Annotated in this window: 11 protein-coding genes and 1 pseudogene; 2 read left to right on the top strand and 10 right to left on the bottom strand. The window is 59.1% G+C overall.

The features are described 5' to 3' along the window. Positions 1–26: 26 nt before the first annotated feature. Complete coding sequence (ppc, locus tag ACP15W_RS19155) at positions 27–2804, bottom strand: phosphoenolpyruvate carboxylase (RefSeq protein WP_424934551.1); 2778 nt, start codon at positions 2802–2804, stop codon at positions 27–29. A gap of 533 nt (positions 2805–3337) precedes the next feature. Between ppc and ACP15W_RS19150 the strand changes: the two genes are divergently transcribed. Continuing rightward, positions 3338–3997 (top strand): transposase, encoded by a 660-nt coding sequence (locus tag ACP15W_RS19150; protein ID WP_424934550.1) that lies wholly within the window; start codon positions 3338–3340, stop codon positions 3995–3997. 77 nt (positions 3998–4074) lie between these two features. On the opposite strand, the gene ACP15W_RS19145 is transcribed toward ACP15W_RS19150, so the two are convergent. The 9 genes from ACP15W_RS19145 to ACP15W_RS19105 form a co-directional block, all read right to left on the bottom strand. Further along, a complete protein-coding gene (locus ACP15W_RS19145; protein ID WP_424934549.1) occupies positions 4075–4296 on the bottom strand; it encodes a hypothetical protein in 222 nt (73 codons plus the stop codon). A gap of 325 nt (positions 4297–4621) precedes the next feature. Further along, on the bottom strand, positions 4622–5518 hold the full coding sequence (locus ACP15W_RS19140) for a LysR family transcriptional regulator (RefSeq protein WP_424934548.1): 897 nt from the start codon (positions 5516–5518) through the stop codon (positions 4622–4624). Positions 5519–5580: 62 nt separating this feature from the next. Further along, positions 5581–6249, bottom strand: a complete 669-nt coding sequence (locus tag ACP15W_RS19135; RefSeq protein ID WP_424934547.1) for a 3,4-dihydroxy-2-butanone-4-phosphate synthase — start codon at positions 6247–6249, stop codon at positions 5581–5583. Continuing rightward, positions 6246–6785, bottom strand: coding sequence for a flavin reductase (locus ACP15W_RS19130; protein ID WP_424934546.1), 540 nt, complete (start codon positions 6783–6785; stop codon positions 6246–6248). The genes ACP15W_RS19135 and ACP15W_RS19130 overlap by 4 nt, the downstream gene beginning before the upstream one ends. 5 nt (positions 6786–6790) lie before the next feature. After that, the gene (locus ACP15W_RS19125) at positions 6791–8131 is read right to left on the bottom strand and encodes an NtaA/DmoA family FMN-dependent monooxygenase (RefSeq protein WP_424934545.1); all 1341 of its coding nucleotides are present in this window, start codon (positions 8129–8131) and stop codon (positions 6791–6793) included. A gap of 54 nt (positions 8132–8185) precedes the next feature. After that, entirely contained in the window at positions 8186–9295 is a 1110-nt protein-coding gene (locus tag ACP15W_RS19120; RefSeq protein WP_424934544.1) for an LLM class flavin-dependent oxidoreductase, read from the bottom strand. A gap of 68 nt (positions 9296–9363) precedes the next feature. Further along, a complete protein-coding gene (locus ACP15W_RS19115) occupies positions 9364–9675 on the bottom strand; it encodes a hypothetical protein (RefSeq protein WP_424934543.1) in 312 nt (103 codons plus the stop codon). Positions 9676–9740: 65 nt separating this feature from the next. Next, positions 9741–11225 carry a sodium:solute symporter family transporter gene (locus ACP15W_RS19110; RefSeq protein WP_424934542.1) on the bottom strand — a complete coding sequence of 495 codons (1485 nt, stop codon included), beginning with the start codon at positions 11223–11225 and terminating at the stop codon, positions 9741–9743. 730 nt (positions 11226–11955) lie between these two features. Beyond that, positions 11956–12219 (bottom strand): hypothetical protein, encoded by a 264-nt coding sequence (locus tag ACP15W_RS19105; protein ID WP_424934541.1) that lies wholly within the window; start codon positions 12217–12219, stop codon positions 11956–11958. Positions 12220–12368: 149 nt separating this feature from the next. Between ACP15W_RS19105 and ACP15W_RS19100 the strand changes: the two are divergent. Beyond that, positions 12369–13328 (top strand): annotated as a pseudogene (locus tag ACP15W_RS19100) (IS3 family transposase); the annotation flags it as partial. Positions 13329–13864 lie beyond the last annotated feature (536 nt).

Genomic DNA, 13864 nt, shown 5'->3' with positions numbered 1-13864 from the left:
GTCCAGTGTTGCTCGGCCTCCGTGCGCTAGCCAGTATTTCGCAGCCCCGAGGCGACGCCGTTGATCGAGAGCAGGATGCCCCGTTGGGTCTTTTCCGAGATCTCGTCCGTGCCCGAAAGCCGCACCTTCTTCAGGAGTTCAACCTGAATGTGGTTGAGCGGGTCGAGATAGGGGGTGCGGTGGCGCATCTTGGCCTTCACCTCGCCCGACTGGTTGCGCTCGACCGGCGAGGAGCCGGTGATCATCTCCAACGCCTTGACTGTCAGATTCCATTCGTTGGTGATCTGGCCGAAGATCCGGTCGCGGATCTCGCGGTCCTCGCAGAGGTCGGCATAGCGCGCCGCCATGGCCAGATCGCTCTTGCCGATCATCAGGTCGATCTTTGAGACCATCGCGTGGAAGAAGGGCCAGCCCTCGTAGAGCGCGGCAAGCTGCAGCCCCTCGGGGTCGTCATTCGCCTCGCACAACTGAGCCACCGCCGAGCCGAACCCGTACCAGGCCGGAAGCATGATCCGGCACTGCGCCCAGGAAAAGACCCAAGGGATCGCGCGAAGCGAAGTGATCGCCCGCGTCTTGCCGCGTGATGCGGGCCGCGAGCCGATGTTGAGCGAGGCGATCTCGCTGATCACCGTCGAGGACCAGAAGAACTCCTCGAAACCTTCGGTCTCGAAGACGAGGCTGCGGTAGGCCCGGAAGGCAAAATCCGACATCGCATCCATGACCGCCGCATATTCGTCGATCGATTCCTCGGCCGCTGGCATCAGCGTCGCCTCGAGCGTTGCCGAGACCAGTGTCTCCAGATGCGCATAGCCGATCTCGGAATGCGAGTAGCGCGACGAGATCACCTCGCCCTGTTCGGTCAGTCGGATCTGGCCATCGACAGCGCCCGGCGGCTGGGCGATGATCGCCTCGCGGGCCGGCCCGCCGCCGCGCCCGATGGAACCGCCCCGGCCATGGAACAGGCGCAGCCGGATCTTCTCCGCTTTGAAGAGGTCCACCAGCGCACGCTCGGCCTTGAAAAGCTCCCAGCTCGAGGTGACGAGGCCGCCATCCTTGTTGCTGTCCGAATAGCCGAGCATGATTTCCTGCTCGTCCTTCTGACCGTCGACGATGCGACGGTATTCCGGGATCTCGAACAGCGCCTTCATGATTCCCGGACCGTTCTGCAGGTCGGCGATGGTCTCGAAGAGCGGCGCGATGGCGACCGAGCACTTGCCCTCAAGCGAGAGGATGCCCGCCTCCTTCAGGAGCACGCAGAGCTCCAGCACGTCGGAGACCGACTGGGCGTTCGAGATGATCGAGGTCACGATGGCCTTGGGGCCGAAGCGGTCGATGATCTGCCTCGCGGTCCGGAAGACCGCAAGCTCCCCGGCCGTCTTCTCCGAGTAGGTCCAGTGCGGCCGGATCAGCGCGCGCGGCGAGTTTAGCTCCTCGCGCAGTACAGCCACCCGCGCCGCCTCGTCCATCGCGAGATAGTCCGTGCCCGGCGCGATCGCCTCGAAGAGCTCTGCCACGGTGGCCTCGTGGATGGCCGAGTTCTGCCGCAGATCGACGCTGGCGAGATGGAAGCCGAAGCTCTTGAGCTTGCGGCGCAGACCGAGAAGCCGTCCGTCCGCGACGGCGACGGCGTGATGCGAGCGCAGCGAGCGGTCGATGATATCGAGCTCGCGCAGAAGGTCCTCGACCCGCGCATAGGGCTCTGCCTCGGGCGCGCCCTGCCCCGGCCCGGCCTTGGGATCGATCGTCGTCCGCGCCGGGCGCGCACCGGGATCGACATCGGCAAGCGTTGCGGCCAGGCGGGCATAGATGCCGATCAGCGCCCGGCGATAGGGCTCGTCCATCCGGTGGTGCGAGGTGTCAGGCGAGGCATTGGCCAGCGCCTGCATTTCCTCGCTGACCTGCACGATGCGCGTTGACATCGACAGCTCCGCCCCGAGCCGGTGAACCTCGTCGAGGTAGTGGCGCAGCGCGTGGCCGGCCTGGAGCCGGAAACACTCGCGCAGGATGGCGTCGGTGACGAAGGGGTTGCCGTCGCGGTCGCCGCCGATCCACGTGCCGACGCGCAGGAAGGCCGGGAAGTCATAGCCGAAGGTGGTCTTGCTCAGTGCCTTCAGGAGCGTCTCCTGCACTTTCGGCACCGCGCTGAAGAAGGTATGGTCGTAATAGCCCAGGCTGTTCTTGATTTCGTCCGCGACGCTGAGCTTCGAGGTTCGCAACAGGTGCGTCTGCCAGAGCGTCTCGATCTCCCGCTCGATCCCCTTCTCGATCTCGGAACAGTCGCGTCCCACGAGCTGCGCGCGCGTGCGCTCGTCGAGCAGCCGCGAGATCTCGAATTCCGCCCGCATGATGCTCTGGCGGCGGATCTCGGTCGGATGCGCGGTGAGGATCGGACTCACCAGCGCCGAGCGAAAGAACCCCGCGATCTGGGTATCGGTGAAGCCCGCGGCCTGCGCGGCACCGATCGTGTTCGAAAGCGTCTCGCCGGAGGTCTTGCGGTGGTCGATCAGCGTTTGCTCGTCCTGCGCAATGTTGAGCAGGTGCAGGAAATAGGTGAACGCGCGCAGCACCTGAACGGTCAGGTCCTCGGGCAGCGATACGATGGTATCATGCAGCCGCTCATAGGCCGCCTCGTCACCGGTGCGGTGCAACTCAACCGAAGCCCGCCGGATCTCCTCCACCGTCTCGTAGGCCAGGCCGCCTTCCTGAGCATGCAGAATCCGGCCAAGAAGCCGGCCGAGAAACCGGATCGCCTCATCTTCTTCGCTTGCGGGTGCGGATACCTTTTCTTCGACTGCAGTCGTCACGATTGCCCCTCGACCTACAACGTTAATTGATGGGTTTGTTTAACTCCTAACCTTTTGCCTATTCGGGCAGGGCTGTCACCCCATCCGCCTCCCGGAACGGATCTGACCCGCACAAGTTGCCCAATTGAACAGCACATGACCATTCGGATCATGTTTCGTTCAAGTTTCGCGCAGAAGTGAAATTGTTGCGTCCGTCTCGCCGCCCCGGATCGGACCATCGCCAGACAATTCGTCAGATAAGATATCTGGAGTTGTCATACTGAATGTACGCCACTTGATCGGCAGAAAAGCCCCATTTCGACCATGGCCATCAAGCTGTCAGCTGCACCGGCCCGCAATAACCCTCCCGTTTGCGAGGCTGATGTGATTCACTGGTTTCATCGGCATGGGGAGCGGGCTGATGGAGCAAAGATGACTTTTTTGATTGTCTGATCACCTGGAGGATATGAGCAAGCACGGCGATCCGCTCGAGGTGCTCGATGCGACGGTGGATATTGAGTGTTTCCGCGGTTGGCTCGTGGAAGGTCTCGGGTATGGAGCCGGCAGCAAGGGCGGTCGACCTCCGTTTGATCCGGTGTTCGGCCCGCTCACTCGGACGGATCGCGTTCGGGGCCTCACTGTTAAAGGCGCTGATCCTGCAGGCCCAGCACACTCTGAGTGATGCGCGGATGGAGGTCATGATCCGCGACCGTCTGTCGTGGATGCGGTTCCCGGGGTTCGACCTTGGCGGGCCAACACCGGACGAGAACACGATCCGGCACTTCCGGAACCGGCTGACCGAGACCGGCACACTGAAGCGGGGAATGAAGGCCTTCGACCGGCAAATGAAGAAGAAGGGCGACATCCCGATGTCAGGACAGATCGTGGATGCCAGCCTGGTGCCTGCACCCAAGCGGCGCAACACCGACGTGAAAATGGATGTCATCAAGGCGGGCAAGACCGCTGCCGAGATCTGGCCCGACGAGCCGAACAAGACAGCCCAGAAGGATACCAGTGCGCGCTGGACGCTGAAAGACGGCGGGAAAGTGCGGTATCGGCCTGACGGCACGCCCCTTCCGCAGATCGCCACGCCGGTGTTCGGCTACAAGAGCCATATCGCCATCGACCGGCGCTGTGGTTTCATCAGTGAGAGCGCCGTCACTTCGGCCTCTGCCGCCGACGGTCGCATGCTCCGCAACCCGGGTGACAACTGACAACGCCTTGTCGGAGGTCTGGGCCGACAGCGCATATCGATTGCAACGAAACAATAAGTGGCTGGCAAGCAGAATGCTTACGAGCCGTATTCATCGACGCAGGTCGGCGGGAAAACCGATGCCGCAGGCAACAGCGCGCCAACGCGAAGAAGTCGGCTATCCGGGCGCGCATCGAGCACGTCTTCGCACATCAGAAGACCCGCTTCGGGCTCTTTATTCGCACCATCGGTCTCGCCCGTGCCGAAACAAGACTGACCCTCGCCAATCTCGCCCGTAATTTCGATCGCCTCATCTTCCACAAGCGTCGGGCGCTCATGGGATGACTCGGCCTGAAGAGGCAAAAAATGAGGCCAAAGTGAACGGATCCGGCAAGACCGGCGCTATTAGACTGCGCCGCTGGTCAACCACACGCCAAATCCTTGGGCAATTGCGGGTGTCAAGCTCGATGGGGGACATTAACCGCACTTCGCCGTCCAGCCCGGACATGTAGAAAAGACCTCCGGATCGTCTCATGCGCATGGCTGAGGTTAGATCCCATGGCAAAGCGCAATGTCTAGCGAGTATTGAAACCCTTTCGGCATTGGGAATATTATCAACCTCATGTTGATCGACTAATCTTAGTTTTCAGCCTGCGTTGCGCATCTTTCGTGATGTCCGTGATACAAGTGTCGCGAGTGGCTCAATATCGTAGGGCTGGAGGCCGAAACACCAGTAGTCGAATACGATGGGCGCAGGGCCGATGCGGACAATCCGGCCGGCATCGAGGTACGGTTTCGCTACGGTTTCCGAGACTAACGCCGGATACCGGCCTTCGAGCGCTGCGGTGACAACCGCTTCGCTTGATTCGAGGCGGATATCTCTATGCAGCATGCGGCGCGTGTCGATTTGTTCTTTTTCCAATGCCGTTTGCAACACAGGTGAAAGGTCGGTTCCACTCTCGGCAAGGATTGGTCCAACTCGTTGGATGTCCGTCCAAGTGGATAGGCGGGGGTGTTGGGCCGCGAGGTCGGGAGTGGCGCCGACTATCAGGCAATCCCTAAAGACGCCGAAATACCGGCACATGGGATGACCGGGGTTGCTCTCGCTCACACCTGCATCGGCCGTGCCCCGCAGAACCCAAGCTGCGACATCCTCCGCTGAGCCGCAGATGAGCTCTATTCTGGAGTCGTCCCGCCGCCCCCTGAGATGTGTGGCCACTCCTGAAAGCCAGTAGTTGTATGCATTCCGTGTACAGGCGATGATCAGAACGCGACGATCCGCGCTTCGAAAGCTTTCCAACCTGAGGGAAGTAAGCTCAAGGTCTCGCAGTATACGCTCTGCCTCGCCTAGAAGCGTCTGGCCGGCTTCGGTCAGGGCGAGGTTCCGGGATGAACGGTCAAAGAGGGTCACTTCGTGCTGCTCTTCCAGACGGCGAACCGCCATGCTGACTGCAGCCTGACTGAGGCCCAGTGCCCGTGCAGCAAAGGTGAAATTGCCGTAGCGCGCGGCCTCGACGAAGACCCGAAGCTGTTCAAAAGTCATTGAGCCTTTGTATGCCAAACGACCGCTCCCGCAGAATGCCACTCGACCCAAGACAGCGGATTTTATCCCGGAGTTGTCAAGCAATTGAAACCGAATGAGGTTTCTTGGCCTTCCACTGGGGCACCCAATGTCGGAGCCAGAGCCTCATCGAGGCTGATGGCTTGACGTCCGAGGGCCTTGCTAAATTTCAGGGCTTCTGTGCTCGAAGCGACCGATCCGTCTGCACCCATGATGATACAGAATGCCGCGGCTTCGAGGCCGACAGCCTTGCGAACGAGCGACAGCATTGCCCCAATCGGATCATCCAGCGGGGCGGCATTGGCCGGAGGGCAGACGGGGAAGACATGCCCGGGCGAGACAATTTCGCCGCCCGATGCTCCCGGCTCTACGGCCGTTCGTATCGTGTGTGCTCGCTCGGCCGCGGAAATCCCCGTGGTGATTCCGTTTCTCGCCTCAATCGAAATGGCGTGACGCCACTCGCCATTAGTACGATGTCGCTCGGCCATAAGCGGGAGACCCAGGTCAGCAATTGTCGAGGCGGGGAGCGCGAGGCAGACGAGGCTTTTGCCCTCCTTTGCCATGAAGTTTACCTCCTCCGCCTGCATCTGCCCCGCGGGGCAAACGAAGAACCCACGGTTCCGCCGCTGGTCGATCATGGTGACCGAACGTTGGGCCATCAATTCTGCCATGACTGGCGTTAAGGCACTGGATCGAAACTGGACCATGTTCATGCCGGCTCCCCAATTTCGTGGAACCGGCGCGCGTAGTAGACGCTGGCCTTCGAGTCTCTGCCGATGATCACACTTCGGACACGCGCAAACAGGACAGCGTGGGTGCCCATTCCAACGGATCTCGTAACCTCACAATCAAACGACACCAAACTATCCTTCAATAGAGGAGCACCGCTCTCGCCGGCACACCACTCTCCGTCCTCGAACCGTTGCGACATCGGGAGTTGGCCACCGAATATCCGCGCAAGCCTTTCTTGCATCGGTGTCAGGGTGTTGACTGCGATGGTGTTGTTCGCGGAGAACACGGGGCCTGCGGTACTGTTCGCGTTCACGCAGACCAGCAGGGTTGGTGGTTCGGCACAGACACTGCAAACGGCTGTGGCGGTGAAGCCGGCTTTTCCGGCAGGTCCATCGGTTGTGACGATGTTCACAGCACCGGCAAGCCGGGCCATGCCGGCCCGGTAAGTCTCCTCGGTAAGGGCCGCGTTCTTGGCGCGCGCGGTGCTCGCAAGTTCGCAAGAAGTTCGTATGGTCATGGTGCCTACTCCTGCAGCAGATTCTCGCGAAGGGTTGGGCCAGCATATGACGTGCGGTATCTGCCGCGACGTTGAAGTTCGGGCACGACCATATCGACAAATTCCTCGAAGCATCCCGGCGTATAGGTGGCCGCGAGCATGAAGCCGTCTGCGCCTCCCTCGTCCATAAACACCTCAAGCTGGTCGGCTATGTCGGAAGCAGTTCCGCAGAGGACGGGCATTCCCATGCCCTGTGCGTAGATGAGCGCGGCTTCTCGAACCGTAACAGGCTGCTCGCCCTTCGGATCCTTAGCGTAGATGATGGATTCGAAAAGTCCCTGGATACCCGGAACTTCGAGGTTCTTGATGTTTTCGTCGAGATCCATCTTCGAAAAATCGAGACCGAAGTGACCCGATATCCAGGCCAGTGCGCCTTCGAGCGGAATGCAAGACCGGATACGTTCATATTTTTCCTGAGCTTCTTGGCGTGTCTGAGCCACAACGGTTTGCACGCCGTAGATCAGCTTCACGCTGCCGGCAGGGCGATTGAACTTGTTGATGATACGGTCGTTCAGATCGTCGGCGTATTCGCGCATCCGCTCCACCCCGGGATGCACGGCAAAGATCGCTTCTGCGAATTCGGCCGCGAAGTCGCGACCCCGGCCGGAAGATCCCGCCTGCCAGAATACCGGACGCTGCTGAGGTGAGGGCGAGCAGAAATGCCGTCCGCGGCACTTGAAGTATTTCCCATCGTGGTCGATGACTTTCACCTTGGACGGATCGGCGTAGACCCCAGTGGCCTTGTCAGCGACGATTGCTTCGGGCTCCCATGAATCCCATAGTTCGCAGCAAAGCCGGATATACTCATCCATTCGGTCGTATCGCTCAGACCGAGGGGTCATGTCCTCGTGACCATACGCCTCCCATTCGCTCTTGGAGTATGAACTGACGATATTCCAGGCCACACGCCCATTTGAGAGGTGATCGAGACTCGAGAGCAGTCGACACATCGCATAAGGGTGGGTGAACATGGTCGAAAGAGTTACCCCTACCCCGAGGTTCTTTGTTGCGGAGGTGATGATTGGAACGATCGTCGACGGTTCATGCGTCGGGCATTGCACAGCGTATTTCACCGTGGCGTCCGAACTACCTTCGTAGGTTGTGTAGGGGGCGAGCTCGTCGGCAATGAACATTGCATCGAATAGGCCGCGCTCCATCGTCCGACCCATGTGCTGCCAGTATTCCGGTCGAGAGAAATGATAGCCGATCTTGTCCGTCGGGTTCCGCCACATTCCGGTGGCATGGCTGTTGACCCCATGCTGAATGAAGCCGAGCAGGTGGGCCTTTTTCTTCTCTGAAGGTGTCATTCGGATTGTTTCCCTGATGATATTGCTGGGTTCGGAGCGCCACGATGGGAGCTGTTATCGGGCTGGTTCGGCTTCTGCTTCGGCAGCGCAATCGGCTTGGAAGGGCTCGACAACGCGTTTCATGAACGGGCCGGCATCGCGCATTGGGTCGTCGAACTGGCAAACGACGCGGTTGATACCGATTTCCCTGAGTTGCGAGAGCCTCCGGCGTATTTCATCGAAGCTACCGATGAGGCCCGCGTTGAATCCGGCATTGGAGTCGACCATTTCCTCGTCACTCAGGCCGCACCATGTACTTGCTCCGGACTGGCTCATGATCTCCCGGAAATAAGCGATGGTTGCGTCATTGCGGTCCTGAACCACCTTTTCGCGACGCCGAACCGCCTGATCCGGTTCCTCCGTCGCGATGACGTAGGCGTTGACTGCCATGTCGATGTCTCTTCCCCAACGTCCTGCAACCTGACGGGCCTCAGCGATCTTGCCGGAAAGTGCGCTGTCACTCATGCCATTGATGAACAGGCAGTCTCCCCAGGCAGCGGTCATGCTCACGGCGCGCGAGGACTGGCCCGCGATCCAGATGGCCGGACAGTTTTTCTTGCTTAGGCCGAATGTATGCGGGCGGTCTTTCGCTGCGGGGCTTCCGTAGATTCCGCTGCCTTGGTGAAACGCTTCCTCTTCCAGCAAGCTGTTGAAAAATGATCGATCAATCTCCGGATCGAACAGGCAATTGATGGTCCGAAGGAATTCTTCTGCGCGATCATAACGGCGGCCGTGATCCAGCCAGTCGACATCCGCGAGGTGGAACTCGTCCTGCCACCAGCCGCAAACCACGTTGAGCGATACGGGCCGACGAGCAATGCGGGTGATCGTGTCGATCATGCGTGCCACCAGAAGTGGCGATCTAAACCCGGGCTTAACAGCGCCGCAGAGCCCGATGCGGCTGGTCGAACCTGCAATGGCTGAAAGCAGGCTCCAAGCGTCTATGACATTGGTGCTGGGGCCGTGGATGCAATTAAGAAGGTTTTCGGAAGCATAGAGGAAATCGAATCCGAGAGCTTCCGCCTGTTGGGCAACGGCCACGCAACTGGCCACATCGGGTTCGGCAGGAATGTCGAGTGAGCGGAGCCATCCTCCATACACCGGAAGCCAGATTCCGAAGGTCATTGGGGCCTGACCGCGAGCGGCCGTTGCAGCAGCGCCGGAGGCGCTGCTGCATGCGGTATTCGAAAGGCTCATTCCCAATCCTCCGGCAGCTTCTCCACGAAGAAGGCAAGCCCGTTCGCGGCAGCTGTCATGATGGCCATGAATGGCGCGGCATAGACGAAGATGGGTGACGTCCCGGCCAGGAAGATGAGGGCAGACGCAGCCAAGACTCCAATGCCGATCTTCCACCAGTAGGCCGTCAGGTCGCCTGAGGTATCGGTTTCTATTCGATCATCATTGCAGGAGCGAAGGGCGACGCGTACGCCGCGGAGATATCCGGCGACAAAGAGCAGCGTTGCGCCGATGCCGCAGGCGACGAAGAAGAGCATGAGCGGTGTCATTGAATCAGATTTCCTTTTGATCAGCGGGGAATACCCGGCGAGGTCGCGCGACGCCGGGCGGAATGTCAGCTCTCGAGGCGTGCAGCCTGGCTGAGTTCGAGGTCTTCCATTTCGAACTTCGCTCCGCCGAGCAGACCGGCGAGTACCACCACACCACCGCTGATCGAGAGGATCGAAAGGGTTCCGATCAATTCGCCATAGAACGACCGGATCGGCATGCCGATAAGAATTGCAAGCACAACCCCACCGACGAAGCCGATCGTGTTGGTGCGCTGCCAGATGATCGCGAGAACCAGAGGTAGGAGAATTGCGGTCTTGAGAGCATAGGTTGTCAGTACAAGCGACGTGAAGTCGACGCCGGAGAGGACGATCATCGCTGCCACTATGCCGCCTATCAGCATCGAAAGCTTGGTGATGTAGAAGAGAGCGGCTTCAGACGTCTTGGGGCGGAAGCGCTTGACCAGATCGATAGCGACGATCGAGGAGAGCGCCGAGCTTGCTCCGTCCACTGTGGAGTAGCATGCGGCAAGAATTGCCAGGACATAGGCGATAATCAGCACCATTGGCAGGCCAATATGCGAGATGATGTATGGCCCGACCGCGATGATGTCGCCGCCGAAGTCGTCGGGCACGAGACCATAGCCGATACCTATGAGGCCAAGCATTCCGAGGCAGATCGGAATCGGGTAGAAAAGCAGTCCGGACCAAAGGAAGGTGCGGCCCACCTGGCTCGGGCGTATCGCCCAGACCTTCTGCCAGAAAGTCTGATCGGCAACGGTCGCGGCAAGCAGTCCGAAGGCAAGCGTGATACCGAAACCGGCTGCCGCATCAGCTTCGAAAATTGAGAGATTGGTAGTATCGTCGGCCCGCACCGCATCGAGAACCGTCCCTGCTCCACCGTCGATCATGCCGAATGCCGCGACGACTACGATTGCGGCCGGAACGGTGATCATCCACGTATTGATTGTTCCGGTCATGACGCTGGTCCACAACCCGCCGAAATAGGAGTATCCCAGCACGACGACCACGGTCAGCAGGGTTGCGATCCGCCAATCGATAGGGAAGACGATGGACATTACCACCGACGTACCCTTCAGATTGATCAGGATTTCGAGTAGGATACCGAAGATCATTGTCACGGTGACAACACCGGCAGCGACCTTCGAATACGAGAACCGGTTGTAGATGAACTGGCTTATAGTATAGCCCGCCGGCATTCGCTTCTTGAGCATCTTGGCCAACGGCACCATGGCCATGACAGCAAGTCCGTTTGGAACAACGAACCAAAAGAGACCAGAAAGTCCCCATTGGTATGTCATTGCAGTGCTCATCATCACGGCCATCGCCCAGGTCCAGACGGAAACGACGGACCCAACTCCAAAGCCCAGACCGATCTTGCGGTTCGAGATGATGAAATCATGGGTGTTTCGTACGAGTTTGCGTTTAATCATGTATGCGATGCCGAGGAAGACGATCCCCACGCCGATCATGAGCAAGAAACCCAATTCTCGAGTCAGTCCTCCTGAGAGGATGAGCGTCGATTTATCCATGGAAGCCCTTTCTGGTGATGCGCGTATGGCCGGAGCAGCAGCAGGCGCGAGAAATTTAATATGAGTAAAATTATACACAGCAATTTCCGTGCCAACTCAGTAACAGGACAAGCAATTCGATCATTTGCACTCAAATTATGCGGGCAAGAACCATGATGGCAGGGCTGCAGTGCCGGCTATCTAAGAGGTATAATTCAGACTGATGCTTTATGGCTTGCTGGTATAATACCCAGTGAACAGCAGTAAGCTTCTTGTGATGGCTGGTGGCACCATTGCTTATTTTTGGCGAAATATGCCGCCGAACGGCATTGTAATTGAGCAGATCGCCTTTTTCTCAGTCCGATGTGCTGATTATTGTGCAAAATTAATGAACTATAGAAAGTTGCATTGATAAGCATCGTTGAGCCCAGTGAACCCTACCGATGCTGATGATCGGTTCCTGACTCCATAGACCCCCGCCAGCGTCGGATCGCCTCAGTGGTTTCTGGCGAAAGATTGACCTCAATCTGCTGGGGCTCATACGATCCCGCCATTTACGACATGAACAACGCCGTTCATGGGCACAACGGTGCCTCGGGAAGACAGTCCCAATCAGACGGCAGCAACTAAACTATCGTAAATCGCGACCGAAGTCCGGTTGGGTATACATTGATCAACTCATGTTGAGCAGGCACCTGATACGCGGAGCTATGATCTCGCGCGGCGGTGCCAGTAATTTCAGGATCCTCAGCTAGCCGCTCGAGGTTTTCCGCTCTTGCGCGATACGCCAAGCTTTCGTTCCCCTTGCATCGTCCCAGAACGTATAACCCGCAAACTTTTCAAACAGATCCGGCGGTAGCACGGTGGGGCGCTCAGAAGACCTCACCGGCCCCGAAACCCTATGGAGCCCCCGCACGCCCATGGCATTGTCGAACTCCGGCGCATCATACTCGACATTGCCGAAATCGTGCTCGAACCAGTCCAGCCCGAGAAATTGTCCGGCATCAGCACCCATGGGACAGATCTGCGTAATTGAGCAACGGAGGATTTCTGGCTCATCTGAACCGTCAAAGAGTGAAGATGAGACAGAGATCCGGGACATCGCATGGGGCGGCGGAGAAGGTCGTCAAAGACATCCGTCGGAAGACCCGGCGGCAGTTCAGCGCGGAGGAGAAGATCCGCATCGTCGAGCGGTCGCACTTCGCGGTGAAGCGTACACTGGAGATGCTCGGCATTCCGCGGACCACGTTCTACCGATGGTATGACCGCTACATCTCCCTGGGAGAGGCCGGTCTCGAGGACCAGCCCTCGCGGCCTGGTCGGGTCTGGAACCGCATCCCGGACGCCGTACGCCGTCAGATCGTGGACCTGGCCCTCGACGCGCCCGAGCTGTCGCCGCGCGAGCTGGCCGTCCGGTTTACTGATACGAAGCACTACTTCGTCTCAGAGGCCAGCGTCTACAGGCTCCTGAAGGCCCACGACCTCGTCACGAGCCCGGCCTTCGCGGTGATCAAGGCGGCGGATGAGTTCCATGAGAAGACGACCCGGCCGAACCAGCTCTGGCAGACCGACTTTACCTATCTGAAGGTCATCGGCTGGGGCTGGTTCTACCTCTCGACCATCCTTGATGACTACAGCCGTTACATTGTCGCCTGGCGCATCTGCACAACGATGCGCGCCGGGGATGTCACATCGACCCTGGAGGATGCCTTGGCCGCCTCAGGATGCGACAGCGCAATGGTAGCCCATCGTCCGCGCCTGCTCAGCGACAACGGATCGTCCTACATCTCCGGTGATCTCGCCGAATGGCTCGAGAAGCAAGGCATGGACCACGTCCGCGGCGCCCCGAACCATCCCCAGACCCAAGGCAAGATCGAGCGGTGGCACCAGACACTGAAGAACCGCATCCTGCTCGAGAACTACTACCTGCCCGGTGCGCTCGAGGAGGCCATCGCCGGCTTCGTCGACCACTACAACAACCACCGCTACCACGAGAGCTTGGGCAACCTGACGCCTGCCGATGTCTACCTCGGCAGGGCAGAAGCCATCCTCAAACGAAGAAAGGAGATCAAAGCGCAGACGATCAAGAAGCGCCGCTTGCTGCACCGTCAGACCGCGGCATAGACTGAACCATCAACGAGCCAGAGCCTCCGCTATACATTAGCCGCTCGTGTTCCAGATCATCTGACGACGGACACGCCTGAGAGAATAAGATCTCCGCCTTCCAGTCCGTGAATCTGGTCAGCATCCGATGTTCCATCGAGAACATCGGGGCCGATTGACCCCTCAATATACATCGCCTCACCCCGGCTAAATTTATGCGTCAAACCTAACGAGCGAAATTCCGCCTGTCCATATTGGAGCGCGCCAAGACCGACCGCACGGCTGATCTGTCTTCTGCAGTTGCGCCAGGATTTGGGCGCTTCGACCTGAAGGGGCGGGCTATTGCCAGCCATCCCGCCGCATTTGAAGGGCATGAGAAAGCATCGAAAAGTTTCCTCGAGGGCAATATCTAGGTTCGCGAAATGCCTCGGAACATGACGCTCCGGAATATGGTTGGCAGCCCGGCGAGTAAGGTGTGGTCTCGTGAAATGCGGTACCATTGTGAATTGGACCTCGAACGGGATGTTCGGGACACTCCGAAGCACATTGGTCTCAGG

It is taken from the genome of Amaricoccus macauensis, assembly GCF_049800915.1.
GTDB lineage: Bacteria > Pseudomonadota > Alphaproteobacteria > Rhodobacterales > Rhodobacteraceae > Amaricoccus > Amaricoccus macauensis_A.
Note: the sequence above shows the minus strand (reverse complement) of the source record. Positions and strands in the feature narration are given on the sequence as shown.

Coding starts and splice junctions, on each gene's coding strand:
- ACP15W_RS19110 (WP_424934542.1), bottom strand. CDS start 11,225: ATGGATAAATCGACGCTCATCCTCTCAGGAGGACTGACTCGAGAATTG.
- ACP15W_RS19130 (WP_424934546.1), bottom strand. CDS start 6,785: ATGACCATACGAACTTCTTGCGAACTTGCGAGCACCGCGCGCGCCAAG.
- ACP15W_RS19125 (WP_424934545.1), bottom strand. CDS start 8,131: ATGACACCTTCAGAGAAGAAAAAGGCCCACCTGCTCGGCTTCATTCAG.
- ACP15W_RS19135 (WP_424934547.1), bottom strand. CDS start 6,249: ATGAACATGGTCCAGTTTCGATCCAGTGCCTTAACGCCAGTCATGGCA.
- ACP15W_RS19105 (WP_424934541.1), bottom strand. CDS start 12,219: ATGGGTGCTGATGCCGGACAATTTCTCGGGCTGGACTGGTTCGAGCAC.
- ACP15W_RS19140 (WP_424934548.1), bottom strand. CDS start 5,518: ATGACTTTTGAACAGCTTCGGGTCTTCGTCGAGGCCGCGCGCTACGGC.
- ACP15W_RS19150 (WP_424934550.1), top strand. CDS start 3,338: ATGGAGCCGGCAGCAAGGGCGGTCGACCTCCGTTTGATCCGGTGTTCG.
- ACP15W_RS19115 (WP_424934543.1), bottom strand. CDS start 9,675: ATGACACCGCTCATGCTCTTCTTCGTCGCCTGCGGCATCGGCGCAACG.
- ACP15W_RS19120 (WP_424934544.1), bottom strand. CDS start 9,295: ATGACCTTCGGAATCTGGCTTCCGGTGTATGGAGGATGGCTCCGCTCA.